The sequence below is a fragment of the Nonomuraea sp. NPDC003560 genome (genome assembly GCF_042878785.1).
In the GTDB taxonomy this organism is placed as follows: domain Bacteria; phylum Actinomycetota; class Actinomycetes; order Streptosporangiales; family Streptosporangiaceae; genus Nonomuraea.
Genome location: NZ_JBIAOF010000004.1, coordinates 709,773 through 733,889, shown reverse-complemented (window position 1 = coordinate 733,889; position 24,117 = coordinate 709,773). Strand labels below are relative to the sequence as shown.

General features: G+C 74.1%; 26 protein-coding genes. 10 read left to right on the top strand and 16 right to left on the bottom strand.

Annotated features, from left to right (window positions below; all coding sequences use genetic code 11):
- Positions 1–50 precede the first annotated feature (50 nt).
- Together ACFYUV_RS19605 and ACFYUV_RS19600 are read left to right on the top strand one after the other, a co-directional pair.
- On the top strand, positions 51–1,031 hold the full coding sequence (locus ACFYUV_RS19605) for an NAD-dependent epimerase/dehydratase family protein (protein ID WP_387670120.1): 981 nt from the start codon (positions 51–53) through the stop codon (positions 1,029–1,031).
- Positions 1,028–1,717, top strand: coding sequence for a glycosyltransferase family 2 protein (locus ACFYUV_RS19600; RefSeq protein WP_387670118.1), 690 nt, complete (start codon positions 1,028–1,030; stop codon positions 1,715–1,717). Before ACFYUV_RS19605 ends, ACFYUV_RS19600 begins: the two co-directional genes overlap by 4 nt.
- On the opposite strand, the gene ACFYUV_RS19595 is transcribed toward ACFYUV_RS19600, so the two are convergent.
- The 3 genes from ACFYUV_RS19595 to ACFYUV_RS19585 are packed head-to-tail and all read right to left on the bottom strand — an operon-like array spanning position 1,695 to position 2,820.
- Complete coding sequence (locus tag ACFYUV_RS19595) at positions 1,695–2,027, bottom strand: YnfA family protein (protein ID WP_352353939.1); 333 nt, start codon at positions 2,025–2,027, stop codon at positions 1,695–1,697. The two genes, ACFYUV_RS19600 and ACFYUV_RS19595, sit on opposite strands and share 23 nt — an antisense overlap.
- Positions 2,028–2,032: 5 nt before the next feature.
- Complete coding sequence (locus tag ACFYUV_RS19590; RefSeq protein WP_387670114.1) at positions 2,033–2,461, bottom strand: MerR family transcriptional regulator; 429 nt, start codon at positions 2,459–2,461, stop codon at positions 2,033–2,035.
- Positions 2,458–2,820 (bottom strand): hypothetical protein, encoded by a 363-nt coding sequence (locus tag ACFYUV_RS19585; RefSeq protein ID WP_387670111.1) that lies wholly within the window; start codon positions 2,818–2,820, stop codon positions 2,458–2,460. The genes ACFYUV_RS19590 and ACFYUV_RS19585 overlap by 4 nt, the downstream gene beginning before the upstream one ends.
- A gap of 96 nt (positions 2,821–2,916) precedes the next feature.
- Between ACFYUV_RS19585 and ACFYUV_RS19580 the strand changes: the two genes are divergently transcribed.
- Together ACFYUV_RS19580 and nhaA are read left to right on the top strand one after the other, a co-directional pair.
- Positions 2,917–3,081 carry a hypothetical protein gene (locus tag ACFYUV_RS19580; protein WP_387670108.1) on the top strand — a complete coding sequence of 55 codons (165 nt, stop codon included), beginning with the start codon at positions 2,917–2,919 and terminating at the stop codon, positions 3,079–3,081.
- 104 nt (positions 3,082–3,185) lie between these two features.
- Complete coding sequence (gene nhaA / locus ACFYUV_RS19575) at positions 3,186–4,403, top strand: Na+/H+ antiporter NhaA (RefSeq protein ID WP_387670105.1); 1,218 nt, start codon at positions 3,186–3,188, stop codon at positions 4,401–4,403.
- Here the strand turns inward: nhaA and ACFYUV_RS19570 are convergent.
- On the bottom strand, positions 4,400–5,356 hold the full coding sequence (locus ACFYUV_RS19570) for a helix-turn-helix transcriptional regulator (RefSeq protein WP_387670102.1): 957 nt from the start codon (positions 5,354–5,356) through the stop codon (positions 4,400–4,402). The genes nhaA and ACFYUV_RS19570 overlap by 4 nt on opposite strands.
- A gap of 72 nt (positions 5,357–5,428) precedes the next feature.
- On the opposite strand from ACFYUV_RS19570, the gene ACFYUV_RS19565 reads away from it, so the two are divergent.
- From ACFYUV_RS19565 to ppk2, 4 genes are all read left to right on the top strand, one after another.
- A complete protein-coding gene (locus ACFYUV_RS19565; RefSeq protein ID WP_387670100.1) occupies positions 5,429–6,187 on the top strand; it encodes a DinB family protein in 759 nt (252 codons plus the stop codon).
- A gap of 1 nt (position 6,188) precedes the next feature.
- On the top strand, positions 6,189–6,896 hold the full coding sequence (locus ACFYUV_RS19560; RefSeq protein WP_387670097.1) for an alpha/beta fold hydrolase: 708 nt from the start codon (positions 6,189–6,191) through the stop codon (positions 6,894–6,896).
- A gap of 68 nt (positions 6,897–6,964) precedes the next feature.
- A complete protein-coding gene (pstS, locus tag ACFYUV_RS19555; RefSeq protein ID WP_387670094.1) occupies positions 6,965–8,041 on the top strand; it encodes a phosphate ABC transporter substrate-binding protein PstS in 1,077 nt (358 codons plus the stop codon).
- A gap of 103 nt (positions 8,042–8,144) precedes the next feature.
- Positions 8,145–9,104 carry a polyphosphate kinase 2 gene (gene ppk2, locus ACFYUV_RS19550; protein ID WP_387670091.1) on the top strand — a complete coding sequence of 320 codons (960 nt, stop codon included), beginning with the start codon at positions 8,145–8,147 and terminating at the stop codon, positions 9,102–9,104.
- Positions 9,105–9,107: 3 nt separating this feature from the next.
- Here the strand turns inward: ppk2 and ACFYUV_RS19545 are convergent, their stop codons facing one another.
- A complete protein-coding gene (locus ACFYUV_RS19545; RefSeq protein WP_387670088.1) occupies positions 9,108–9,605 on the bottom strand; it encodes a CAP family protein in 498 nt (165 codons plus the stop codon).
- 247 nt (positions 9,606–9,852) lie between these two features.
- Here ACFYUV_RS19545 and ACFYUV_RS19540 point away from each other — a divergent pair, with 247 nt between their 5' ends.
- Positions 9,853–10,959, top strand: a complete 1,107-nt coding sequence (locus ACFYUV_RS19540; protein WP_387670086.1) for a mandelate racemase/muconate lactonizing enzyme family protein — start codon at positions 9,853–9,855, stop codon at positions 10,957–10,959.
- A 48-nt stretch (positions 10,960–11,007) separates the two neighbouring features.
- Here ACFYUV_RS19540 and ACFYUV_RS19535 read toward each other — a convergent pair whose 3' ends face one another.
- The 10 genes from ACFYUV_RS19535 to ACFYUV_RS19490 all read right to left on the bottom strand — a co-directional run bounded on the left by ACFYUV_RS19535 (position 11,008) and on the right by ACFYUV_RS19490 (position 22,789).
- Complete coding sequence (locus ACFYUV_RS19535) at positions 11,008–12,015, bottom strand: dihydrodipicolinate synthase family protein (protein WP_387670083.1); 1,008 nt, start codon at positions 12,013–12,015, stop codon at positions 11,008–11,010.
- Position 12,016: 1 nt separating this feature from the next.
- Entirely contained in the window at positions 12,017–13,042 is a 1,026-nt protein-coding gene (locus ACFYUV_RS19530; protein WP_387670080.1) for an NAD-dependent epimerase/dehydratase family protein, read from the bottom strand.
- On the bottom strand, positions 13,029–14,468 hold the full coding sequence (locus ACFYUV_RS19525) for a beta-N-acetylhexosaminidase (RefSeq protein ID WP_387670077.1): 1,440 nt from the start codon (positions 14,466–14,468) through the stop codon (positions 13,029–13,031). Before ACFYUV_RS19525 ends, ACFYUV_RS19530 begins: the two co-directional genes overlap by 14 nt.
- Entirely contained in the window at positions 14,465–15,235 is a 771-nt protein-coding gene (locus tag ACFYUV_RS19520) for a sugar phosphate isomerase/epimerase family protein (protein WP_387670074.1), read from the bottom strand. Before ACFYUV_RS19520 ends, ACFYUV_RS19525 begins: the two co-directional genes overlap by 4 nt.
- Positions 15,232–16,239 (bottom strand): Gfo/Idh/MocA family oxidoreductase, encoded by a 1,008-nt coding sequence (locus tag ACFYUV_RS19515; protein ID WP_352328344.1) that lies wholly within the window; start codon positions 16,237–16,239, stop codon positions 15,232–15,234. The genes ACFYUV_RS19520 and ACFYUV_RS19515 overlap by 4 nt, the downstream gene beginning before the upstream one ends.
- 32 nt (positions 16,240–16,271) lie before the next feature.
- Positions 16,272–17,084, bottom strand: coding sequence for a carbohydrate ABC transporter permease (locus ACFYUV_RS19510; protein ID WP_352328343.1), 813 nt, complete (start codon positions 17,082–17,084; stop codon positions 16,272–16,274).
- The gene (locus ACFYUV_RS19505) at positions 17,077–18,009 is read right to left on the bottom strand and encodes a sugar ABC transporter permease (RefSeq protein WP_358293385.1); all 933 of its coding nucleotides are present in this window, start codon (positions 18,007–18,009) and stop codon (positions 17,077–17,079) included. The genes ACFYUV_RS19510 and ACFYUV_RS19505 overlap by 8 nt, the downstream gene beginning before the upstream one ends.
- Positions 18,006–19,298, bottom strand: coding sequence for an extracellular solute-binding protein (locus ACFYUV_RS19500; protein WP_387670071.1), 1,293 nt, complete (start codon positions 19,296–19,298; stop codon positions 18,006–18,008). Before ACFYUV_RS19500 ends, ACFYUV_RS19505 begins: the two co-directional genes overlap by 4 nt.
- A 55-nt stretch (positions 19,299–19,353) precedes the next feature.
- On the bottom strand, positions 19,354–20,469 hold the full coding sequence (locus ACFYUV_RS19495) for a GntR family transcriptional regulator (protein ID WP_358293382.1): 1,116 nt from the start codon (positions 20,467–20,469) through the stop codon (positions 19,354–19,356).
- Between the two features lie 112 nt (positions 20,470–20,581).
- Positions 20,582–22,789 carry a hypothetical protein gene (locus ACFYUV_RS19490; RefSeq protein ID WP_387670068.1) on the bottom strand — a complete coding sequence of 736 codons (2,208 nt, stop codon included), beginning with the start codon at positions 22,787–22,789 and terminating at the stop codon, positions 20,582–20,584.
- A 234-nt stretch (positions 22,790–23,023) separates the two neighbouring features.
- On the opposite strand from ACFYUV_RS19490, the gene ACFYUV_RS19485 reads away from it, so the two are divergent.
- Positions 23,024–23,503, top strand: a complete 480-nt coding sequence (locus ACFYUV_RS19485) for a hypothetical protein (RefSeq protein ID WP_387670065.1) — start codon at positions 23,024–23,026, stop codon at positions 23,501–23,503.
- Here ACFYUV_RS19485 and ACFYUV_RS19480 read toward each other — a convergent pair.
- Positions 23,492–24,115 (bottom strand): cysteine hydrolase, encoded by a 624-nt coding sequence (locus tag ACFYUV_RS19480; protein ID WP_387670063.1) that lies wholly within the window; start codon positions 24,113–24,115, stop codon positions 23,492–23,494. The genes ACFYUV_RS19485 and ACFYUV_RS19480 overlap by 12 nt on opposite strands.
- Positions 24,116–24,117 lie beyond the last annotated feature (2 nt).

The following is a 24,117-nucleotide window of genomic DNA, read 5'->3' as shown; positions in this document are numbered from 1 at the left end:
ACCGCGAACGCGGCTTCGGTCCGCCCGGCCCGGCGGTTACCGTCGGCGGCGTGAGAGTGATGGTCACCGGCTCGGCCGGTTTCATCGGCGGCCACGTCGCCGAGGCACTGGAGGCGGCGGGTCACGACGTCGTCGGCCTCGACACGCGGACCGGCGCGGACGTGCGCGACGCCGAGGCCCTGGACGCGCTGCTGCCCGGCGTCGAGGCCGTCGTGCACCAGGCGGCCAAGGTGGGCCTGGGCGTGGACGTCTCCGACCTGCCCGCCTACGCCTGCGTCAACGTCTTCGGCACCGCCGTGCTGCTGGCCGCCATGGCCAGGCACGGGATCACCCGGCTGGTGCTGGCCTCCTCGATGGTCGTCTACGGCGAGGGACGTTACGCCTGCGCCGCGCACGGCGACGTCCGGCCCGGCCCGCGGACCGCGGACGACCTGGACGGCGGCCGGTTCGAGCCGCCCTGCCCGCGCTGCGGCGAGCCCCTGCGCTGGGCGCCCGTCGAGGAGGACGCCCCGCCCGATCCGCGCAACGCCTACGCCACCAGCAAACTCGCCCAGGAACACCTGGCCGCCAACTGGGCCAGGGAGACCGGCGGGACCGTCGCGGCCCTGCGGTACCACAACGTCTACGGGCCCCGCATGCCGCGCGACACCCCGTACGCCGGGGTCGCCGCGATCTTCCGCTCGGCGCTGCGGGCCGGCCGGGCGCCGGCGGTGTTCGAGGACGGCCGCCAGCTCCGCGACTTCGTCCACGTGCGCGACGTGGCCACGGCGAACCTCGCGGCCCTGACCGCGTCCTTGCCGCCCGGCGGGCTGAGGGCCTGGAACATCGCCTCCGGCACGCCACGCACCGTGGGCGAGATGGCCCGCGTGCTCGCCGCCGGGTGCGGCGGCCCCGGCCCGCGGGTGACCGGCGGCTACCGGCTGGGCGACGTCCGGCACATCGTCGCCTCGCCCCGGCGGGCGGAGGCCGAGCTCGGCTTCCGCGCCGCGATCGGGTTCGAGTCCGGGATGGCGGAGTTCGCCCGGTCATGACGATCGACGTGATCCTGCCCTGCCTGAACGAGGAGGCCGCGCTCGCCTGGGTGCTCGGCCGCATGCCCGCCGGCTACCGCCCGATCGTCGTCGACAACGGCTCCACCGACGGCTCGGCGCGGGTCGCCCGCGAGCTCGGGGCGCGGGTGGTCGCCGAGCCCGTGCGCGGGTTCGGGGCCGCCTGCCACGCCGGGCTGCTGGCCTCCTCCGCCGACCTGGTCTGCTTCATGGACGCCGACGCCTCGCTCGATCCCGCCCAGCTGCCGCGGGTGGCCGGGCCCGTCCTCGGCGGGGAGCTCGACCTCGTGCTCGGACGCCGGCGGCCGCGCGGCGCCGGCGTCTGGCCCGCGCACGCCCGGCTGGGCAACGCCGTCCTGGCCCGGAGCCTGCGCCGGCGCACCGGCGTGGCGCTGCGCGACCTCGGGCCGATGCGGGCGGCCGCCCGCGTGCCGCTGCTGTCGCTCGGGACGGCCGACCGCCGCTTCGGCTACCCGCTGGAGACGGTGCTGCGCGCCGCGGCGGCCGGTTGGCGGATCGGCGAGACGGACGTGGACTACCTGCCCCGCGCGGGCCGCTCGAAGGTGACCGGCACCCTGCGCGGGACACTGCGGGCCGTCGCCGACATGCGCCGTGTCATGGCGGACGCGCGCCCCGGGGCCGGGGTCAGGCGCGGGGAGCGTACATGATGACCAGGACGCCGACGAGGCAGATCAGGGCGCCGATGACGTCCCAGCGGTCGGGGCGGAACCCGTCGGCGACCATGCCCCACACCAGGGACCCGGCGACGAAGACGCCGCCGTAGGCGGCCAGGATGCGGCCGAAGTTGGCGTCCGGCTGGAGGGTGGCGACGAAGCCGTACAGGCCGAGGGCGACGACGCCGCCGCCGATCCACAGCAGCCCGCGCTGCTCGCGCACGCCCTGCCAGATCAGCCACGCGCCGCCGATCTCGGCGAGCGCGGCCAGGGCGAACAGCAGCAGTGAGCGGATCATCGTCATGACGGTCAGTACACCGCATCCGCGAGGGCGGCGGCGGGCAGGGGGCAGCCGGGGCCGGTGCAGCCGGTCAGGCTGTCGCAGCCGGCGGCGACCACCCGCGTCAGCGACTCCCGGACGGTGGCCAGGTCGGCGATCCTCGCGTCGATCTCGTCGATCTTGGCCTGGGCGTGGGCGCGCAGGCCGGCCGTGGGGTGGCCGCGGCGGCCGGCGCCGATCAGCGCGGCGATCTCGTCGAGGGTGAAGCCGAGCCGCTGGGCGGCCTTGATCACGGTGAGCAGCGCGACGGTCCCCGGCGGGTACGCGCGGTGCCCGCCCGGGCTGCGCCGCGGCTCGGCGATCAGGCCGCGGCGCTCGTAGTACCGCAGGGTCTGGAGGTTGACCCCGGCCCGCGCGGCCACCTGCCCGCTGCGCAGGTACGGCTCCTCGGGGCTCACGCGGGCCGTCCCCCGGCCCTGGCCTGGAGGGCGTCCAGGACGCCGGTGTGCCGCGGGGGCACGGTCGCCGCCAGCGTCAGGCCGCCGTCCCCGATGGTGAGGGTGAAGGTGAAGAAGGAGCAGCAGGCGTTCTCCCGGGCGGCCAGCCCGGCGGCACGGGCGGCCACGCCGGAGGCGTCGGCGCCGGGGCCGTCGGGGACGAGGTCGAGTTCCAGCCGGTCGGGCGCGGGGCGGCGCACCGAGCGCACCGAGCGCGCGAACAGCTCGTCGAACTCGGCCACCCGCAGCGGCCGTCCGGCGGTGGGCAGCGTGCAGGCCGACGGCGTCCAGCCGGGGGAGAGGGGCAGGTCTGCGGTCATGTCCCGACGGTAACCCCGTACCCGGGTACCGGATTCAAGGGGCGGCGGGAACTTGTAGGGTAGGAGGGGGACACGATTGGACAAAAGGGAGGCAAGGTGCGCGAATTCCGCTCCTGCCTCCACTTCCGCTCCTGCCTCCGCCTCGCACGCGAGCGGCACGCCCGCCCGCTGCGCCCGCTGGAGTTCCGTCCGGTCGGCACGAACGGCTACGTCAGCACGTGGGGCGTGATCGCGGGCATCCGCCCGCCGCAGGGCCGCTGAGCGCCCGCCCCCGTACGTGATCCGGGTGCGCGGGTCGCCATGAGGCCCGGGCCGCGCATCGGGCGGCCCGATCGTCACCCGTACCGTCCTGGAGTTCTCCCTTCATGTCTGCCTCCTCGCGGATCATCACTGCCCTGCGCTCCGACGCGGTCGGCGGCGTCCTGCTCATCGTCGCCGCCCTGACCGCGCTGGCCTGGGCCAACTCGTCCCTCGCCGGCTCCTACGAGGCCCTGCGCACGTGGACCTTCGGCCCGGAGTGGCTGGGCCTGCGCCTGAGCGCGCAGGCGTGGGCCGCCGACGGGCTGCTGGCGGTGTTCTTCTTCATCGTCGGCAACGAGCTCAAGCAGGAGCTCGTGCACGGCGAGCTGCGCGACCCGCGCCGCGCCGCGCTGCCCGTGGTGGCCGCGCTCGGCGGCGTGGTGGTCCCGGCGCTGCTGTTCCTGGCGGTGAACGCCGCCGCGCCGGGCGAGGCGGCCCGCGGCTGGGGCGTGCCGATGGCCACCGACATCGCCTTCGCGCTCGCCGTCCTGGCCGTCGTGGGCCGCGGCCTGCCCGCCCCGCTGCGCACGTTCCTGCTGACGCTGGCGACCGTGGACGACGTGTGCGCGGTCGTCGTGATCGCCGTCGGCCACACCTCGGGGCTGAACCTCGCCGCCCTGGCCGGGGCCGCCGCCGCGCTGGGCGTGTGGGCGTACCTGCAGCACGGGCGGGGCCGGGCGGTCACCGCCGTGCGCCGCGCGCTGCCCGCGTGGCTGCTGTACGGGCCGCTCGCCGTGCTGATCTGGGCGCTGGTGCACGCCTGCGGGGTGCACGCCACCATCGCCGGCGTCGCGATGGGCCTGCTGATGCGCACCAGCCCGCGCGCCGGCGAGCAGGAGCCGCCCTCGCAGCGCGCCGAGCACGCGTTGCGGCCGTTCTGCGCCGGGGTGGTGCTGCCGGTGTTCGCGCTGCTGTCGGCCGGGATCTCCCTGTCGGGGGCGGGCGGCTTCTGGACGGGGACCGTGACGTGGGGCGTGCTGGCCGGGCTGCTGGCCGGCAAGCCGCTCGGCATCGTCGGCGCCGCCTGGCTCACCGCGCGCCTCACCAGCGCCCATCTCAATCCGCGGCTGGGCTGGAGCGACATCGCCGGGGTGGGCGTGCTGGGCGGCATCGGCTTCACCGTCTCGCTGCTGATCGCCGAGCTCTCCTACACCGAGCCGGCCCACCTGACGCAGGCCAAGGGCGCGATCCTGCTGGCCTCGGCGGCGGCGTCCGTGCTGGCCGCCCTGATCCTCGGCGCGCGCGTCCGCCGGCACCGCACGGCCGGGCGGGCGGCGGCCTAGCCGGGCAGCGCGGCGGCCAGGCGGGCGGCCAGGCGGGCGACCGCCGCGCGCAGTTCCGGCCCGCCCTCGACGCGGAAGGCGAACGGCACGGCCGGCAGCCACTCCTGGGCGTACATGGCCGGGTTGCCCGTGCTGCCGACCAGCACGCAGCCCTCGTCATGCGGTTCGAGCCGTCCCATGGGCGGGTGCACCCAGGGCGCCACCTCGGCCAGGGGCGCGCCGAAGACCACGCGGGCCGCGTACGCCCATCCGGCGCCCAGGTTCTCCTCCAGCGCCGCCACCGGGTCCAGCCCGTCGGGCGGCCGGAAGCCGTGGACGGTCTCGTGGACGGCCCGGACGCGGTCGACCCGGTAGGTGCGGATCGCGCCGGCGCGGTGGGAGTGGCACAGCAGGTACCAGCGCCCGTACCGGACGACGACCGCCCAGGGATCGACCTCGGCCTCCCACTCCGTGCCCGATCCGCTCCGGTAGGCGATGCGGACGCGCCGCCGGGCCGCGGACGCGGCGACCAGCGCGCTGGTCACGGCTACGCCGGGACGGGCCGCGTACCGGTCGGGCGCGGCGGAGGCGTGCTCCCGCAGCGCGGCGGCCTGCCGTCCGACGCCTTCCGGCAGGGCCCGGATGACCTTGGACAGGGCGGTGCCCACCAGGTCGTCGGGGTCGGTGGCGGCCGGCTGGCCGTCGAACACCGCCATGACCAGGGCCAGCGCCTCGGGCTCGGTGAAGGCGACCGGCGGCAGCCTGGTGCCGCGGCCGAGCCGGTAGCCGCCGTAGGGGCCTCTGGCCGACTCGACGGGGATGCCGGCCTCCCGCAGGATCCCGACGTACCGGCGGGCGGCGCGCTCGGTCACGCCCAGGGCCGCGGCCAGCTCCCCGGCCGTCACGCCGGGACGCTGCCGGAGGACCTCCATGGCGCGCAGGGCCCGCGCGGTGGGGCTGAGTTCGGTCGGCACCCGAGCAGATTAGAGCGGTTCCGGCAGGTACCGGAAGTAGAACGTCCGGAATACCGTCTACCGTGTGGCGTCATGACCGACTCCCGGGAAGACCCGCACGTCGAAGACGTGAGCGTGCGGCGGGCCACGTTCACCCGGCTGCGCGTGCGCGACGTCCGCGTGCGCGCGGCCGACCTGTCCGGTGTGCGGGTGCGCGGCGCCGAGCTCGTCGACGTCGAGATCAGCGGCGAGCTGCGGAACGTCGTGGTGAACGGCGTGGACATCGCCCCTCTCGTCGAGGCCGAGCTGAACCGCCGCATGCCCGAACGCGCCCGGATGCGCCCCGACGACCCCGAGGGGTTCGGCGAGGCGTGGGCGATCCTGGACCGCCTGTGGGCGGGCACCCTCGCCCGCGCCGCGACGTTCCCCGAGGCGGCGCTGCACCGGAGCGTCGACGGCGAATGGTCCTTCGTCCAGACGCTGCGGCACCTCAACTTCGCCTCGGCCGCCTGGATCGGCCGGATGATCCTGGGCGACCCCTCGCCGTGGCACCCGATCGACCTGCCGTGGGACGAGGCGCCCGGCTGGGACGGCGTCCCGTGGGACCGGGCGGCCCGGCCGCCGCTGGCGGAGGTGCTCGCCGTCCGCCGGGACCGCCGGGCGATGGTCGGCCGGGTCGTCGCCTCGCTCACGCCCGAGCTGCTCGCCTCACACGTCACCCGCGACGAGCCCGGCTGGCCGCGGCTGGCCGGCTTCCCCCTCAAGGAGTGCCTGCACATCGTCCTGCACGAGGAATGGGAACACCGGCTCTACGCGGAACGCGACCTGAACGCACTGGAGAAAGAAGACTGACATGGACATCCTGCTCATCGGCGGCCTCTGGCTCGACGCGTCCGCCTGGGACGAGGTGACGCCCGCGATCGAGGCGATCGGCCACCGTCCCGTGCCGGTCGCCCTCCCCGGCCAGGGGGACGGGAACGCCGCCGCCACGCTCGCCGACCAGGTGGCGGCCGTGCTCGCCGCCGTGGACGCGGCCGACGGCAGGCCCCTGGTGGCCGGCCATTCCGCGGCCTGCACGCTGGCCTGGCTGGCCGCCGACGCGCGGCCGGACAAGGTGGGCAAGGTCGCCTTCATCGGCGGTTTCCCCGCCGCCGACGGCGCTGCCTACGCCGACTTCTTCGAGGCCGTGGACGGCGTCGTGCCGTTCCCGGGATGGGCGCCGTTCGAGGGGCCGGACGCGGCCGACCTCGACGAGGAGGCCAGGCGGAGGTTCGCCGCCGCCGCGGTCCCCGTCCCCGAGGGGGTGGCCAAGGGCGTGGTGCGGCTGACGGACGAGCGGCGGTTCGGGGTGCCGGTCGTCGTCGTGTGCCCCGAGTTCAGCCCCGCGCAGGCACGGGAGTGGATCGACGACGGCGACGACGCCGAGCTGGCCCGGGTCAAGCACCTCGACCTCGTCGACCTCGACTCCGGGCACTGGCCCATGTTCACCGAGCCGGTCGAGCTGGCCCGCCTCCTGGCCGCCGCGGCCGGCGGGACACCGGACGGCTTGGCGACAAGGTAACCCTTCGTGTCCGAGGGCTTGACCAAGGGATGACGGGTCCGGACGCGTCCGGTTCATAGCCTTGTGCAATGGCAAGGCTGACATGGACGGCCAAGTCGGTCCTGGTCACCGTGCTCGTTCTGGCCGGCGGGGCCGCCGCGGCGGCCGGGGCCGTGTTCCTGAGCATGAGCAGCGAGGACGGCGCCGCTCCCGAGCCGGTGGTCGCGTGGCTGCACGGCTCGGGCTCGACCGCGCAGAAGGGCGCCATGGACGCCTGGAGCGGCGAGTTCCAGCGCGTCCACCCCGAACTGCGCGTCGTCTACGAGGCCAACGGCTCCGACCGCGGCATCGAGGACTTCATCGCGGGCCGCAGCGCGTTCGCCGGCTCGGACGTGCCGATGACCCTGGAGGAGCAGGCGCGGGCCGACCGGCGCTGCGGCGGCCGGGCCGAGCACCTGCCGATGGTCGTCGCCCCGGTCGCGGTGGCCTACAACCTGACCTCCGTGCCCGGCCTGCGGCTGTCCCCGGCGACCCTGACCGGCATCTTCACCGGGCGCCTCACCAGGTGGAACGCCCGTGAGATCGCCGCCGACAACCCCGGCCAACCCCTTCCGGGCACCCGCATCCACGTCTTCCACCGCTCCGGCCAGTCCGGCACCACCCAGAACCTCACCGAGTTCCTGCGGGCGACCGGAGGCTGGCCGCACCAGCCGTCCAGGACGTGGACCGGTGCCGGCCAGGGCGTCACCAGCTCCAGCGGCATGACCCAGGTGCTCCAGCACACCAGGGACTCCATCGGCTACGTCGAGTACGGCTTCGCCGGCAGCGCCCGCCTGAGCACCGCGGACGTGCGCAACGCCGCCGGGGAGTTCGTCGCGCTGTCGCCGGAGAGCGCCAGCAAGGCCCTGCAGGGCGCGACGGTCGAGAGCGGCGAGCGCGGGCTGGTGCTGACGTTCGACCACAGGCGGCCGGTCCCCGGCGCCTACCCGATCGTGCAGGTCACGTACGAGATCATCTGCGCGGGCCGGTCGGACCCGCTGGCGCGCGCCTTCCTCGGCTACGCCGCCGGCGACGCCGGACAGTCCTACCTGGCCCTGTACGGCTACGCCCCCCTGCCGCACGACCTGCTCGTCCAGGTACGCGCCCGCCTGGGAGCCACGAGCTGAACGGCCCGCGGGATTTCCCGGAATAGGGCCCGCCGGCACGATTAGCCGGCCGCATCCGGTGAAGAGAGGACGCCATGAACGCGAACATCCGGTCGCGGGCCGCATGACCGGTCCAGGCGACGAGCAGCCCGTGGTCCTCGCCCCCCTGGCGGCCGCGGAGCACAGCGAACTGCTCGACACCACTCCCGGGTTGTGGGTGGACGACGGCGACGACGACGATCCGGTGCTGATGCGCGCCGACGGGCGGCCGGTGGACACCTGGCGGCAGCACTACCCCTACGACGAGCGCCTGTCCAGGGAGATCTACGAGCGGGACAAGCGGCTGCTGCAGATCGAGCTGCTCAAGCTGCAGTACTGGATCAAGGCCACCGGCCGCCGGCTGGTGGTGCTGTTCGAGGGGCGCGACGCGGCCGGCAAGGGCGGCACGATCAAGCGCTTCATGGAGCACCTCAACCCGCGCGGCGCCACGGTGGTCGCGCTGGAGAAGCCGAGCGAGCGCGAGCGCGGCCAGTGGTACTTCCAGCGCTACATCGCCCACCTGCCGGCCAACGGGGAGATCGTGCTGTTCGATCGCTCCTGGTACAACCGGGCGGGCGTCGAGCGGGTCATGGGCTTCTGCGACGTGCACGAGTACCTGGAGTTCATGGAGCAGGTGCCCCGCCTGGAGGACCTGCTGGTGGACTCGGGGCTGCACCTGGTCAAACTCTGGTTCTCGGTCTCGCGGGCCGAGCAGCGCACCCGGTTCATCATCCGCCAGGTGGACCCGGTGCGGCAGTGGAAGCTGTCGCCGATGGACCTGGCCTCCCTCCGCAGATGGGACGACTACACCCAGGCCAAGGAGGACATGTTCCTGCACACCGACACCGAGTCGGCGCCCTGGACCGTCATCAAGAGCAACGACAAGAAACGCGCCCGGCTGGAGGCCATGCGCCACGTGCTCAGCCTCTTCGACTACGACGACAAGGACGACGAGGTCGTCGGCGTGCCCGACCCGCGGATCGTGATCTCGGCGGGGGACATCTTCGACGAGGACCACGTCGCCTCCCAGGGCGCCGACCCGTGACCGTCAGGCGGGCAGGACGTTCTGGGGGTACTCGCCCTCGTAGTTGCCCGGGTTCTCGAAGACGAACACGATGTAGGTCTCGAACCCGTCGGGGCCCTGGCCGGCGACGCGGGCCGCGCCGACCCTCCTGCTGTCCTTCCAGACGAGCTGGCTGAAGTGGCCGGTCTTGGCCGGGTCGCCCGGCGGGTTCGCCCAGTTGTAGTCGGCGATCTCGTTGTACCAGGCGGTCACGGCGTCGCCGGCGGTCTTCGGCGTGGAGCCGGAGGACATGCCCCAGAAGATGTTCTCGCCGGTGGTGTCGCGCAGGCCGTCGTGGCCGGCCGACAGCTTCGCGTACTCCGAGCGCGAGGACGCGCGCTCCTTGGCGTACTCGACGAGCTTGGCGTCCATCTCCATGGGGGGCGCGTGGTGCTTGGCGCGGTAGGCGTTGGCCTCGTTCAGTGCTTCGGCCAGGAAGCTGTCGCTGGTCGCGTCCGGAAGAGCGGGACGGGTTCCGGCCATCACGATCACCTCGTCGTGAACGGGAGAAGTGGGGACCACCGAAGCCTGCGCCCGGGCGGGCCGCCGGTCAACGTCCGGATGCGGCCAGGAGGCTCCGGCGAAAGGGCCGAATGAATTCCTGCCGTTGATTCTGAAATCAATTCCGGCGTGCTAGATTCGGGAGGCTTAAATGCTCGGGTAAGCATGAATTCCTGCTCATTGGAGAATGATGAAATCGCTGGTCGTCGAGCGTATTGAGATATTCGTCGTGGAATTGCCGTCCATCCGTTCGTTCAGCATTTCAGGGGGAAACGTCACCACCGAGGGGAAGCCCGCCGAGCGGGTTCTCGTCAAGGTGACGGCCGGCGGGGTGACCGGCTGGGGCGAGGCCACGCCGACGCCCGCCTGGACGTACGAGACCGTGGAGTCGATCTCGACGACGATCGCCGGCTACCTGGCCCCCGCCCTCCTCGGCCGCCCCGCCTGGGACCTGGACGGCGCCTGCGCGGCCTACGAGAAGGTGATCAACCGCGGGCTGACGATCGGGTCGCCCATCGCCAAGTCCGCGCTCGACATCGCCCTGCACGACCTGCTCGGCCGGGCCCTCGGGGTGCCCGTCGGCGTGCTGTGGGGCCAGCGCCGCCGCGACCGGATCACGCTCGGCTGGATCGTGGCCGGTCAGACGCCCGGCGAGGTGCGGCAGGCGGTCGAGGAGGGGCGGGCGGAGGGCTACCACGCGTTCAAGGTCAAGGTCGGCCTGCACGACGAGGCGACGGACCTGTCCGTCGTCGCCGCCGTCAGGGAGGCGGCCCCCGACGCCCCGCTGTGGGTGGACGCCAACCAGGCCTACACCGTGGACGGCGCGCTGCGCATGGCCCGCCGGCTGGCCGACCTGGACGTCACGGCGTTCGAGCAGCCGCTGCCCGCCAACGACGTCACCGGGCTGCGCCGCCTGCGCGACCACAGCCCGCTCCCGGTCGCGCTCGACGAGAGCCTGCGCCACCCCTCCGACCTGGCCACGTTCGTCAAGCTCGACGCCGTCGACATCGCCATCGCCAAGGTGCAGCGGTCGGGCGGGCTGACGTTGTCGCGCCGGCTGTGCCAGCTGGCCGAGGACGCCGGGCTGTGCATCATGGGCTCGGGGCTGACGGACACCGACCTGGGGTTCGCCGCCTCGCTGCACCTGTTCGCGGCGTTCGGCGTGGACACCCCGGTCGACCTCAACGGCCGCCAGTTCGTGCACTCGGCGTACGTCGGCGGCCCGACGGTGGAGGTCTCGGACGGGACGGCCCTGGTGCCCACCGGCCCCGGCCTCGGCGTCGAGGTGGACGAGAACGCCGTCCGCGCCCTGTCCACGGCCCACTGGACCGTCTGACCAGCGAAAACCGGGGCCGGGACGCGCGTCCCGGCCCCGGCTCCCGGCTCAGCGCAGCCAGTCGTCCAGGTGTGCGGCGACGAAGTCGTCGTCCACCAGCCAGGGATAGGCCGCGCTCACCCGCGCGATCTCCTCGGCCTGCCCCGGTGACAGGTCCTCGTCCGGGTCCAGGCACCACGTCCCGGCCAGCAGGCCCTGGCGGCGCAGCACCTCGTGCACCCCGGCGATGCAGCCGCGGAACCCGCCCGCCACGTCGAACACCGCGCCGTTGGCGTCGGTGAGGTCGCCGGCGCGGGCCAGCAGGGAACGCAGCACCTCGTCGTCCCCCGCCCACGCCCGGCGCACCTCGTCGAACATGAGCACCGCCGCCCGCGTCCACACCGCCCACTGGCCGAGCAGCCCGCCGACGATCCGGCGGCCCGCGACGGGGGAGAGCAGGTCGGCCAGGATGTTGTCGTCGTTGCCGGTGTAGAGCGCGATGTCGTCGCCGCGCCCGGACGCCGCCACCGCCCTGACCACGTCGAGCGTGCGATACCGGTCGAAGGGCGCCATCTTGATCGCCACCACCGGCTCCTGCTCGCTCAGCGACCGCCAGAACGACGGGCCGAGCCGGCGTCCGCCCACCGCCTCCTGGAGGTAGAAGCCGATCACCGGCAGCACCTCGCCCACCGCCCTGGCCCGCGCCAGCAGCTCCGGCTCGCCCGCCCCGGGCACCTGGGGCGACAGCAGCACGGCGTGGTAGCCCAGCGAGGCGGCGAGCTCGGCCTCCGCCACGGCCTGGGCGGTGTCGCCGCACGCGCCCGCGACCATGACGAACGGCCGCCCCGCCTCCTTCGCCACGACCTCGGCGGCCAGCTCCAGCACCGGCCGCAGCAGCCCCGCCCGGCGGATCTCGAACTGCGTCGTGTGCACCGCCACGGCCGCCCCGCCCGCCCCCGAGGCCAGGTAGTAGCGGGTGAGCGCGCGCTGGCGGCGCTCGTCCAGAGTGCGCCCGGCGGTCAGCGCCAGCGGGTGGGCGGGGATGACCGTCCCCTCCCGCAGCAGGCCGATCGACATGTCAGAACCTCCCGTCGCGTACCGCGAACTTGGTCGGCTTGCCCGACAGGGGCAGCCCGCGCGACAGCCAGTCGGCCTGCCACCCGATCAGGGTGTCCAGCGGCACGTCCGGGTAGCCGAACAGGCCGTGGCAGCGCGAGGCGTCGCTGAGCAGCGCGGTGCCGCTCTCGCCGCCGGTGAAGGACGCCCTCGTCCCCATCGCGGCGGCCAGCCGGGCCGCCGTGCGCCGCACCGAGGCGGTCTCCGGGCCGGTCAGGTTCAGGGTGAACGCCTCCGGGGCGCGCGCGTGGCGCAACGACCGCAGCGCGACCTCGTTCGCGTACCCCTGCCAGACGACGTTGACGTGCCCGGTGGTGAGGTCCACCGGCTCGCCCGCCGTCACGGTGGCCGCGAGGTCGGCCAGCACGCCGTAGCGCAGGTCCACCGCGTAGTTCAGGCGCAGGATCGCGACCCTGGTGCCGTAGGCCGCGGCGGCGTGCTCGAAGACGCGCTCCCGGCCCAGGCAGCTCATCGCGTACTCGCCCACCGGGTCCGGACGGTCCTCCTCGGCGCTGCCGCCGCCGGCCACGTCCACCAGCGGGTACACGTTGCCGGTGGAGAACACGGCGATCGCCGAGTCGCGGTAGCGCCGGGCCACGGCGGCCGGCAGCGCCGCGTTGACCGCCCACGCCTGGTACGGCGCCGCCGACGTGCCGAACTTGGCGCCCGCCATGAACACGACGTTGGCCGCGTCGGGCAGCCCGGCCAGGTCGCCGCCGGACATCAGGTCGGCGGCGACCACCTCGACGCCCTCGTCGGCCAGCGCCCGCGCCACCCGGCCGTCCGACCAGCGGGACACGGCGTACACGCGGGCCGAGCCGCGGCCCGCCGCCTCCAGGGCCCGCCGGGCCAGCCGGACCAGGCTCGGCCCCATCTTGCCGCCCGCGCCGAGCACGACGAGGTCGCCGTCGAGCCCGGCGACGTCGGCGGCCAGCGCGGCCGACGGGGTGGCCAGCCGGTCCTCCAGCTCCTGCTCAGAGGTGAACACGCGGGGCTCCTTCGGGTCGCCGGTAGGCCACGCCCATCCGGTCCAGCAGGGGGAGGTGATCGGCCAGCCGCCGGGTGAAGCCGCCCAGGTCGCGGCCCGCCGACCAGGCGGCCTCGGCCACGGCGCACAGGCGCGGGAAGGCGTTGTGGTCGAAGCGTTCCCTGGTGGGCAGGTATTCACCCCACAGCTGGGCCTGCATGCCGAGCACGGAGTCGCCGGCGTCGTACCCGTAGACCGTCTCCAGGGGGAGCGGCCCGGAGATGCTGACCGGCTCGCCCGGGGCGTCGGACTCGGCGTAGTCGAGGTAGGTGTGCGTGTGCGGCGCGGCGACCACGTCGTGCCCGGCGCGCAGGGCCGCCTCGATCCGGTCCACGCCCCGCCAGGCCATGATCACCATGTCCTCGGGCGGGTCGTGGTCGAGCAGGTCGTCCCAGGCCACCGCGCGGCGGCCGAGCCCGCGCAGGTGCCCGGCCAGCAGCCGGCCCCACCAGCCGAGCAGGGCCCGCGGCCCGTCGAGCCCGGCCTCGGCGACCCGCCGGGCCGCCTCGGGGTCGGCGGCCCACTCGCCGGCGCGCACCTCGTCCCCGCCGATGTGCACGTACCGGGACGGGAACACCTCGCACAGCTCGTCCAGCACGTCGCGGGCGAACCCGGCGGCCCGCTCGCCCACGTTGAGCACGTGGGAGGAGATGCCCCACGACGTCCGCACCTGGACGGGCGTCCCGGAGGGGTGGCCCAGCCACGGGCAGGCGGCGATGGCGGCCTGCGAGTGGCCGGGGAACTCGATCTCGGGGACCACGCTCACGCCGCGCGCCGCCGCGTAGGCCACCAGGTCGCGCAGCTCCCGCTGGGTGTAGAAGCCGCCGTGCGGGACGCCGTCGAACCGGCCCTCGCGGGCGTGCCCGGCCGGCGACTCGGCGCGGCGGGCCCCGGCCTCGGTCAGCCGCGGGTGCGCGCGCACCTCGAACCGCCAGCCCTGGTCGGGGGTCAGGTGCAGGTGCAGCACGTTGAACTTGTGCAACGCCAGCAGGTCGACGTACGACCGCAGGAAGGACAGCGGACGCCACCAGCGGGCCACGTCGATCATCACGCCGCGCCAGGCGTACCTGGGCACGTCGCGCACCGTCCCGCAGGGCACGCCGCCGGGGCCGTCGAGCTGGCGCAACGTCTGCACGCCCCAGCGCAGGCCGGCGACGTCCGCCGCGGCGATCACCGCCCGCTCCGGGGTGACGCCGAGGGTGTAGCCCTCCGCGCCGAGCGACGGGTCCGGCACCAGCCGCAGCTCGATCTCGCCGGGGGCGTCGCCGCCGGTGGCCGGTCCGAGCAGCTCCCTGGCCAGGGCGGCGTGCGGCCCGCGGACCGGCGCGCGCACGCCGGGCTGGAACGTTCCCTCGCCCCGGTGTACCGAGGCGGCCAGGGGGATCACCGTCCCAGCACCGTTCGGAAGGCGGCCAGGGCCTGGCCGACGGGCGCCGCGTCGGGGTACCAGGCGCGCTCCCACTCCAGCGCCAGGAAGCCCGCGTAGCCGATCCGGTCCAGCTCGGCCAGCACGCCCGGCACGCCCACCGCGCCCTTGCCCGGCAGCACCGGCGCGAGGTCGGCGGGCGAGGCCGCGTCCTTGATCTGCACGTGCCGCAGGTACGGGCCCAGCGCGTCCGCGGTGGCCGCCGCGCTCTCGCCGGCCCGCCACGGGTTGACCACGTCCCACAGCGCGCCGACGCGCGGCGAGCCGACCCCGGCCAGCACGCCGGCGACCGCCTGGCCCGTCAGGAACACGTCGTGCGTCTCCAGCAGCACGTCCACGCCGTTGTCCGGCAGCCGACCGGCCACGTCCGCGAGCCTCCGAGTCGCGGCGGCGGCCGGGTCGTCCTGCCCTTCGACCCCGCCGAAGACCCGCACGTACGGCGAGCCGAGCGCTTCGGCGATCTCGACGTGGCGCAGCACCTCGGCCACCGGGTCGCCGTCCGGCCGGGCCACGCGGGTGTAGGAGCACACGGCGACGATCCCGATCCCGGCGGCGGCGAACGTCCGGGCGATCGAGCGCAGCTCGGCGTCGGGGGTGTCCGGCGCGACGATCTCACCTTCGGCGCAGCGCAGCTCGACGGCGGCGCAGCCGTACCGGGCGGCGGTGGCGACGACCTCCTCGGCCGGCGCGCCCGGCATGCCGAGCGTGCTGAACGCGAGCGGGTTCATGACTGTCCCTTCACTGTGACGGTGGAGCCCCGGCGGGCGGACTCGTAGACGGCCAGGGCGACGTCGAGGACCGACAGGGCGTACTCGGCGGTGACCTCGGGGGCGGTGCGGCCGGCGCAGGCCCGCGCGAAGTCGGCGAGCTGCGCGGCGAACGCGGTGGCCATCTCGCCGATGCCGGGCGCGGCGACCTGCGTGGCGACGCCGCCCCGGAAGGACCAGACGCCCTCGCCGCGGCTGATGCGCAGCGCGCCCTCGCCGCACACGATCTCCGCCTCGTCGGTGAACGGCAGGCCGGTGCCGGTGACCGAGATCGTCGAACGGGTGCCGTCGGCGTGCCGGGCCAGGGCGACCGCCTCGGTCTCCACCGACCCGCCGGCCGGCCCGGCGACGTGCGCGGTGACCTCCGCGATCGGCGAGCCGACCAGCATCTGGAGCTTGTCGATGCTGTGCGTGCCGACGTTGAGCACGATGCCGCCGCCGGCCATGTCGGCGTCGAGGAACCAGCGGGGGCGCGTGGGATCGGCGTAGTCGGCGGTGCGCCGCTCGGCGGCCACCACGACCTGGCCGAGCTCGCCCGAGGCGAGGAACCCGGCCGCCGCGCGCAGCATCGGGACGAAGCGCAGCACGTGCCCGACGGCGAACACCACGCCGGCCGCCCGGCACGCCTCGATCATGCGGACGGCGTCCTCGCGGGTGGTGGCGATCGGCTTCTCCACGAGCACGTGCAGCCCGGCCGCGGCGGCGTCGAGGGTGATCGGGGCGTGCAGCGCGTGCGGCACGGTGATCACGACCGCGTCGAGGCCGCCGGCGTCGAGCATCGCCCGGTGGTCGGTGAAGACGCGGGCGCCGGCCTCGGCGGCCAGCTTCTCGGCCGCCTCGGCCCGGACGTCGCACACCGCGGCGACCTTCACCTGCCCGGCGCTCTGGCGGGCGGCGGCCACGTGGAACTCCGCGATGGTGCCCGCGCCGATGACGCCCAGGCGCAGCCCGGATGTTGTGGTCACGATTTCCTTTCCGGATCGGACATGGGCTCTGGTCAGCCCTTGAGACCCGCGGACATGGTTCCGCGGACGAAGTAACGCTGGGCCAGCACGAACACCACCAGCATCGGCAGCAGGCTCATCATCGCCGCGGCCGTCACCAGCTGGTCGTTGCCGACGAACTGCCCCTTCAGGCTCAGCACGCCGACCGGCAGCGTGTAGTTCTCCGGCGAGGTGAGGTAGATCGTGGGCTCCAGCACGGCCTTCCACGACGTGGTGAAGGTGAAGACCGCGAGCGTGGCCAGGGCGGGCTTGGCCAGCGGCAGGTGGATGCGCCAGAACACCTGCCAGGGGTTGGCGCCGTCGAGGCCGGCCGCCTCCTCGAAGTCCTTGGGGATGCCGAGGAACGTCTGCCGCATCAGGAAGATGCCGATCGGCGTGGCCAGCCAGTACGGCACGATGAGCGGCAACATCGAGTCCAGCCAGCCCAGCGAGCGGAACAGCAGGAAGTTCGGGACGATCGTGATGACGGTCGGCAACATCATCGTGCCCAGGGCCATCGTCAGCAGCGCCTGCTTGCCCGGCAGCCGCATCCTGGCCAGGGAGTGCCCGACCATGGCGCTGGTCAGCACGTTCCCGGCCACCGCGAGCACCGCGATCACCAGGCTGTTGGCCAGGTAGAGCCCGAACGGCGTGCGCCGCCACACCTCGGCGTAGTTGTCCCACTGGACCGGGTCGGGGATCCACGCGGGCGGCACCTGGATGTACTGGGCGAAGCTCTTGAGCGAGTTGCCCAGCGCCGCGGCGAACGGCAGCAGCATGACCGCCGCCCCCGCCAGCACCAGCACGTACGAGACGGTCTTACGCATAGTGCACCCACCTGCGCTGGAGCCGGAACTGCACCAGGGTCAGCGCGAGCACCAGCACGAACAGCACCCACGCCACGGCCGAGGCGTAGCCCATCTGGAAGAACTGGAAACCCTGCCGGTAGAGGTAGAGCACGGTCAGCTCGCTCGCACCGTGCGGCCCGCCGTCGGTCATCACGAAGACCTGCTCGAACGACTGCAGCGTCTCGATGGAGGTGAGCACCAGCACCAGGAACGTGGTGCCGGAGATGCCCGGCAGGGTGATGTAACGGAACCGGTTCCAGGCCGACGCGCCGTCGATCTTGGCGGCCTCGTAGCGCTCCTCGGGGATGGCCTGCAGGCCCGCCAGGAAGAGCACCGTCATGTAGCCGACGCCCTTCCAGACCGCGACCGCCGCCAGCGTGGGGATCACCAGCGCCGGATCCTGCAACCAGTTCTCGGCCGGCAGCCCGAGGAAGCCGAGCACCTGGTTGGCGATGCCGGTCTGCGGGTTGAAGACGGCGTCGGCCACGTAGGCGACAACCACCCACGAGGAGACGACCGGCACGAAGTAGGCCGCGCGGAACAGCGCCATGCCGCGCAGCCGCTGGTTGAGCGCGACCGCCAGGGCCAGCGCCAGGGCCGTCTGCGCCGGCACGAACAGCACCGCGAAGTAGGCGGTGTTGCCCAGCGTGCGCCAGAAGACCGGGTCGCCGAACAGCCGGGTGAAGTTGCCGAACCCGACGAACCTCGGCGCCGACATCAGGTCGTACTCGGTCATGCTGAAGAACAGCGAGGCCAGCAGCGGCCAGGCGGCCAGCGCGACCAGGTGCAGGAGGTAGGGCGAGGCGAACGCGAAGGCCCAGGCCCGCTCGCCCGTGCGCCGCCGCCGGGCGGGCGGCCGCGGCTCGGCGGCCACCTGCCCGGAGCGCCTGGTGAGCACCGTCACTGCGTCTTCCCGGCGTAGAAGCGGTCGATGACCTCCTGGGCCTCCTTCTGCCCGGTCTGCAGCGCGGTGGCGACCGGCGTGGCGCCCGACAGGGCCTCGTTCATGCGCTTGGCCAGGGCCTCGGTGTACTCCGACCACACGGCGTTGGTGCCGAGGTCGGTGGCCGCGTCCAGCGACTCCAGGAAGACCGGGCCGCGGTCGGCGGGCAGGGCCGTGGCGGCGACCTTCTTGTTGATCGGGATCGCCTCGCCCAGCTCGGCCCACTTGCGCTGCGGGCCCTCGCCGGAGAAGAAGGTGATCCACTTCCACGCCGCGTCGGCCTGCGCGGGGGAGGCGCCCTTGCCGACCACCCAGGAGTTGACGATGGCGACGTTGCCGCGCCCGGCCGGGCCCTTCGGCAGCGGCGCCACGCCGAAGTCGACGCCCGCGCTCACGGCGGGCAGCGTCCGGGCGTAGATGCCGTACGACATGGCGACCCGGCCGGTCGCGAACAGCGTGTGCACCACGCCCTTGCCCATGGCCTCGGTGGTCACGTAGTCGGGGGCGAAGCCGTCCTTGCCCATGGCGCGCAGCATCCAGTCGAGCGCGGCCGTGGACTGCGGGCTGTCGACGACGACCTTGCGGCCCCCGTCGCTGACGACGTCGCCGCCGAACGCCTTGACGATGGGCCACCAGCTCTCGGTGAACCCCGGCGAGTACGCGCGGAAGCCGTAGGTGTCGGGCTTGCCGTCGCCGTTGGCGTCCTTGGTGAGCTTCTTGGCCGCGGCGGCCAGGTCGTCGTAGGTCCACTCGGCCGTCGGCTCGGCCACCTTGGCCTCGGCGAACAGCTTCTTGTTGTAGAAGAGCACCGGGGTCTGGGCGCCCTGGGGGAAGCCGAAGACCCGGCCCTGGGCGTCGCGGTTCAGCTCGATGCCGGAGAAGTCGGCGGCGGTGACCGTCTTGACCCGGTCGCTCAGGTCGGCGAGCGCGCCGCGGGCGGCGAACTCCTGCACGAGCACGCCGTCCGACAGCCACACCTGGGGCGCCTGGCCGCCGGCGATCTGCGTCCTGAGCCGCTCGAAGAACTTGACGTACGGCGCGACCTCCAGCTGCACCTTGATCGACGGATTGGCGGCCGTGAACTCCTTGACGAGCTCCCGCATGGTCGTGTCGGCCGGGTCGCCCGCGGCGGCGTAGAAGCCGAGCTTCAGGGTGACCGCCCCGGAGTCGTCGGCCGGGCCGCCGCACGACGCCGTGCCGGCCACGGTGAGGACGGCCGCCGCGGCAGCGGCGAGCACGCGCACTCTCATTGGGTCCTCCAACAGGAACGAAGAGGGGGGAAGGGGGTGAGGGGGGACGCCGCCGTCACGTCGGGACGCGGACCTCGACCAGGCTGCCGGAGGCGGCTCCGCAGGAGGCGCGGACGGCCAGGCGGGGCTGGAGCACGACCCGGCAGACGGGGGCGGCGGGGCCGAGCTCGATCCGGCGCAGCAGCAGCTCGGTCGCCATCCGGCCGACCTCGGCCTTGGGCGGCGAGACCGCGGTGAGCGGCACCTCCGACAGGTCGGCGACCTCGTCGTCGTAGGCGACGACGGCGATGTCGTCGGGCACGGTCAGGCCGACCCGGCGCAGGTAGGGCAGCAGCGCGGTGGCCTCGCGGTCGCCGAGGCACACCACCGCGCGCACCTTCTCGGCGACCAGCGTGTTGGCGTAGGCCAGCATGTCAGGGCCGGTCCAGACGGGCTGCCTGGCCACGGCCTCCGGGATCTCCGGAAGCCCGAGGTCGGCGACGGCCTGGCGGTATCCCGCGAAGACCTGCTCGGAGCTGGCGGTGCCGATGCGGCCGAGGTAGCCGATCCGGCTGCGGCCGAGCCCGCTGAGGTGCTGCACCGCCGCGTAGCCGCCGCCGTGCACGTCGGTGCAGACGTAGGAGGTCGGGTCGGCCGGGCGGGGGTCGGCCGGGCGGCGTTCCACCAGCACGTACGGCACGGGCAGCCCGCGCAGGCGGGCCAGGTGGGCGTCGGGGTCGGCGGCGAGGTGCAGGTTGGGCACCAGCAGCAGACCGGCCACGCCGACGTCGACGAGCTGCTGGATCTGCCCGGCCTCGACGTCGGGGTCGTAGTTGGAGCAGGCCAGCACGAGCTGCACGCCGGCGGCGGTGGCCGCCCGCTCGATGCCCTGCACGACCTGCGGGAAGTAGTAGGTGTTCGACGGGACGAGCGCGCCGATGAGACGCGGCCTGGCCCCCGGGGTGACGGAGCTGGTCACGAAGGTGCCCGACCCCTGCCGCCGCCGGACGAGCCCCTCCTCGACCAGGAGGTCGACCGCGCGGCGCACGGTGTTGACCCCGACCGAGTAGGTCTGCGCCAGCTCGGACTCGGTCGGCAGCCGGCCGCCGACCGGCCAGCGGCCCTGCACGATCTCCTGCCGCAGGCGCGCCGCGAGGGTGCGGAATCGCCTTCCCCTGGGGAGGGAATTCATTCCTTCAGGTGGCTCCATAACGGGATTCTTCTCGCCATTCCAAAGTAATGTCAACCCTAAATTCACTCCGTTATTCGCGGCATATTAGGAATGAATTCCCTCCGATTGGGGGTCACCAGCGGGCCGTGACGTCCTTGTCGCGGTCGTAGGCGGCGGCCCAGTAGTGGCCCGCGGCGGTCAGGCGGTGACCGGCGAAGCCCACCTCGCCGGTCGGCTGCTTCAGCGCCTCCGACGTCGCGGTGGCCCAGCCGTCGGCGCTCGCGGTCACCGTCACGTAGCGGCCGGCGGAGAAGGTGAACCGCCCGCGGACCGTGGCGGCCACCGGCTGCCCGCTCTCCAGGTCCACCACGCGCAGCCGTACGCGGGCCGCGCCGCCCTCCACCGTCACCGCCGCCGACTGCACGACCATGGGCCGCAGGCCGCTCGCGCCGGTCGTCACGGTGACCGGGGCCGAGGGCGGGCCGCGGTGACCGGCCACGTCCACCGGCACGACCCGGTAGTGGTAGGTGGTGGCGGGCAGCAGGCCGGTGTCGGTGTGGGTGAGGCCGCGGGCCTTCCCGGCGAGCGTGCCGGGGCCGGGGGTGAAGCCCGCCTCGGTCGAGCGGTGCACCTCGTAGTGGGCGACCTCGGTGTCGTCGCGCGCCCGCCCGTACGTCAGGTCCACCGTGGCGTGGCCGAACGCCACGGCCCGCGGCGGCGAGGCCACGCCCGTGGGCGGCCCGGAGTCGGCGGGCGGCTCGGGCCACCTGGCCGTGGGCCCCCAGACCGTGGGCAGCTCCCGGTAGGAGTCGTAGTGGTGCAGCGCGATCCCGGCGAAGGCCGGGCTGCCCCCGAACGCCTGGGAGACCTTGGCCAGCTCGGCCTCCAGCACGTCCCTGCCCTCCTCGCGGAAGGTGATGCCGGCGGGGTCGCCGCTGGTCGCGATGTCCAGCGTCTCCACGCCGACCACCACCGACAGCGGCTTGCCGATCCGCTCGGCGTAGGCCAGCTCGCCGGCCGCCTGCGCGATGATGCCGGCGCCGCCGTCCGCCTGGTCGCGGTAGTCCATGATCGCGATGTAGTCGCTGAGGTCCTGGACGTGCTCGGCCAGGGTGCGGGTGGTCCCGCCGTAGGTGATGCCGGTGCAGCAGGCGGAGGTGTCCAGCCAGCGCGGCACGGCCGGGCCGAACAGCAGCGGCTGCCCGGAGGCGTCCCGGCGGGCGATCATCGCGCGCAGCGTGTCCAGCCACTGGATCTGCACGTCGGGCCTGCCGCTGGTGAACCAGGGCAGGCTGTACGGCTCGATGTCGACGTTGATCCCGTCGAACCGCTCCGCCGGCCTGGAGGACAGGTTGTAGTCGAGCACCCGTTCCATCTCCCCGACGGCCCGCTCGCGGTAGCGGGACAGCGCCCCCAGGTACGGCGGCCGCGTCCCGCCGGCGACGGTGGCGTGCACCTTCATGCCCCGGCCGTGCGCCCAGGCCACCAGGTCACGCAGCTCTGGACGCGCGTCCTCGATCATGTCGCGCCCGGCGTAGGTGTCCACGCCCAGGTAGAGCGTCGATCCGGCGGGCAGGACGGTCTCCAGCAGGCGGCGCGACCCCGGGTTGAGCACCAGGTTGTAGGACGCCTTCTCCCAGATCCACATCGCCCGGTCCTGCCGGTGCGGCACCGGGGCCTGCCCGCGCGCCGCGCCGAGCGCCACGTACGTGGTGGACGACCTGGACACGTGGCCGCGCGCGTCGACCGCCTCGGCCTCCAGGCTCGCCATCACGTCGCCGTACCCGGCCGGGTTCAGCAGCGTGACGTAGCGTCCTCGCGCGCCGGCGGCGGGCTGCCAGGGGCCGCCGTTGACGCGGACCCGGACCGAGCGCACGTCCGCGCCGGCCACGTCCACCCGGACCGGCGTGGGACGAGTGAGCCGGGCCCCGTCGGCGGGCTCGGCGATCGCCACGCGCGGGGCCCTGGCCTGCGGATTGTCCACGCGCAGGGTCAGCGGCGGCGACCAGGCGCCGTAGCGGGTGTCGGCGGCCGTGGCCTTGGCGTAGACCTCGATCTCGCCGTCCAGGGCGGCGGTGTCGAGGTCGTAGGACCAGGTTCCGCTGTCGTCGGCGTCCGGGTCGGTGACCTCGGCCCGGTCCACGCGCTCGCCGTCCACCACCACGGACACGTCGTAGGCGGTGGTGAAGCGGCCGGTCAGCCGGATCAGGCCGGGGGCCGGCTCGGCGGAGTCGATCACCACCGACGGCGGGTCCGCCGCGCTCGCCACGGCCGGTGCGGCCACCGTGAACGGGACGGCGAGCGCGAGCGCGCCCGCGATTCTCCACAGCCGTGAGGGCATGAAGCCACCTCCATAGGAATGAATTAACGCCGGAAACGGATATGTCCGGACATTGAATCCATGAGATGGCGAAACGATAGCCCCGAATTTCCGGAAGAAGAATGGCATGAATTCCGGCCACCGAATCTCGGGCCCCTCGACGGCGCGGAAGGCGGGTGGGATCCCTCTGACGGGGGAGGAGGTTCGCGCGCAGTGGGGAGGGGCGGGCGCCGGGCGGTCCCTAGCGTTGCGGGCATGGTCGACTCTCATCGCCCGCGGCGCTGGCCGGCGTACGGGCTTGCGGCGCTGATGCTCGGGTACGCGGCGGGCAAGGCCGCCTTCGCCGTCCAGGGCAGGCTCGGTTTCCCCGGCGGGCCGCCCGTCCCGGCGGCCGAGGCCGCGCGCTACTTCCTATACCCGTCACTCGCGCAGGGGTTCGCGGCGGCCTCCGGGGTGCTGGGGGCCTGTGTCGCCGTGGCCACCGTCACCGCCGCGGGCCGCCGGCTGCCGCGGGCCGCGATGCTCGCCGTGCTGGCGGTGATGCTGGCGGCGCTCGGCGGAGGCGCGGGCATCATGGTCCTCGACGGGTTCGTCGGCCTCGGCGTCGGCTGGCGCTGGTACCACGGGATCATCGGGCTCGTCGTGGCCGGCCTGGCCGCCGGGACGGCCCGGTCCTACTGGACGGCCACCCGCCCCGCCCGCCCGAGCCCCGGCCCGGCCCGGTCAGCCCCGTGAGAAGGCCGCGACCAGGTTCTCCGTGGTCAGGATGGCGTGGGCGAAGGTGGGGCCGTTGAGCTCGTGCGCGGCGTGCAACATCTCCGGCAGGTACGCGGCGGTCGCGTCGCGCACCAGCGTCACGTGGTAGCCCAGCTCCATGGCGAACCGCCCGGTGGACTCGACGCACGTGTTGGCCAGCACGCCCACGGCCACCACGTGCGTGACGCCGCGCTGCCGCAGCTGGAGGTCCAGGTCGGTGTTGGCGAACCCGCTCTGCGCCCAGTGCTCGGCGGCGACGACGTCGCCCTCCTCCGGCTGGAGGTCGGGATGGAACTCCCCGCCCCAAGAGCCGCGGGCGAAGGTGTGCCGCTCCTGGATGCCGTGCTGCGTCGGGTTCGGATGGACCCAGCTCTCGTAGTCGCCCGGCTGCCAGCGGCGGTGCGGGACGAACACCACCCGCACGCCGGCCGCGCGCGCCGCGGCGATCACCGCCCGCAGGTTGTCCAGCAGGCCGATCGCCTGCGCCACCGGCCCGAGCCGCGGCCACACCTTGCCGCCCTCGGAGATGAAGTCGTTGTACGGATCGACCAGCAGCACCGCGGTGCGGCGCGGGTCGTAGGACTCGGTCATGG

Excerpts from the sequence above, each read along its gene's own strand:
- ACFYUV_RS19510 (WP_352328343.1), bottom strand. The coding sequence starts at position 17,084 with ATGCGTAAGACCGTCTCGTACGTGCTGGTGCTGGCGGGGGCGGCGGTC.
- ACFYUV_RS19480 (WP_387670063.1), bottom strand. The coding sequence starts at position 24,115 with ATGACCGAGTCCTACGACCCGCGCCGCACCGCGGTGCTGCTGGTCGAT.
- ACFYUV_RS19495 (WP_358293382.1), bottom strand. The coding sequence starts at position 20,469 with ATGAATTCCCTCCCCAGGGGAAGGCGATTCCGCACCCTCGCGGCGCGC.
- ppk2 (WP_387670091.1), top strand. The coding sequence starts at position 8,145 with ATGACCGGTCCAGGCGACGAGCAGCCCGTGGTCCTCGCCCCCCTGGCG.
- ACFYUV_RS19595 (WP_352353939.1), bottom strand. The coding sequence starts at position 2,027 with ATGACGATGATCCGCTCACTGCTGCTGTTCGCCCTGGCCGCGCTCGCC.
- nhaA (WP_387670105.1), top strand. The coding sequence starts at position 3,186 with ATGTCTGCCTCCTCGCGGATCATCACTGCCCTGCGCTCCGACGCGGTC.
- ACFYUV_RS19485 (WP_387670065.1), top strand. The coding sequence starts at position 23,024 with ATGGTCGACTCTCATCGCCCGCGGCGCTGGCCGGCGTACGGGCTTGCG.
- ACFYUV_RS19600 (WP_387670118.1), top strand. The coding sequence starts at position 1,028 with ATGACGATCGACGTGATCCTGCCCTGCCTGAACGAGGAGGCCGCGCTC.
- ACFYUV_RS19535 (WP_387670083.1), bottom strand. The coding sequence starts at position 12,015 with ATGTCGATCGGCCTGCTGCGGGAGGGGACGGTCATCCCCGCCCACCCG.
- ACFYUV_RS19585 (WP_387670111.1), bottom strand. The coding sequence starts at position 2,820 with ATGACCGCAGACCTGCCCCTCTCCCCCGGCTGGACGCCGTCGGCCTGC.
- ACFYUV_RS19545 (WP_387670088.1), bottom strand. The coding sequence starts at position 9,605 with ATGGCCGGAACCCGTCCCGCTCTTCCGGACGCGACCAGCGACAGCTTC.
- ACFYUV_RS19560 (WP_387670097.1), top strand. The coding sequence starts at position 6,189 with ATGGACATCCTGCTCATCGGCGGCCTCTGGCTCGACGCGTCCGCCTGG.
- ACFYUV_RS19565 (WP_387670100.1), top strand. The coding sequence starts at position 5,429 with ATGACCGACTCCCGGGAAGACCCGCACGTCGAAGACGTGAGCGTGCGG.
- pstS (WP_387670094.1), top strand. The coding sequence starts at position 6,965 with ATGGCAAGGCTGACATGGACGGCCAAGTCGGTCCTGGTCACCGTGCTC.
- ACFYUV_RS19490 (WP_387670068.1), bottom strand. The coding sequence starts at position 22,789 with ATGCCCTCACGGCTGTGGAGAATCGCGGGCGCGCTCGCGCTCGCCGTC.
- ACFYUV_RS19520 (WP_387670074.1), bottom strand. The coding sequence starts at position 15,235 with ATGAACCCGCTCGCGTTCAGCACGCTCGGCATGCCGGGCGCGCCGGCC.
- ACFYUV_RS19500 (WP_387670071.1), bottom strand. The coding sequence starts at position 19,298 with ATGAGAGTGCGCGTGCTCGCCGCTGCCGCGGCGGCCGTCCTCACCGTG.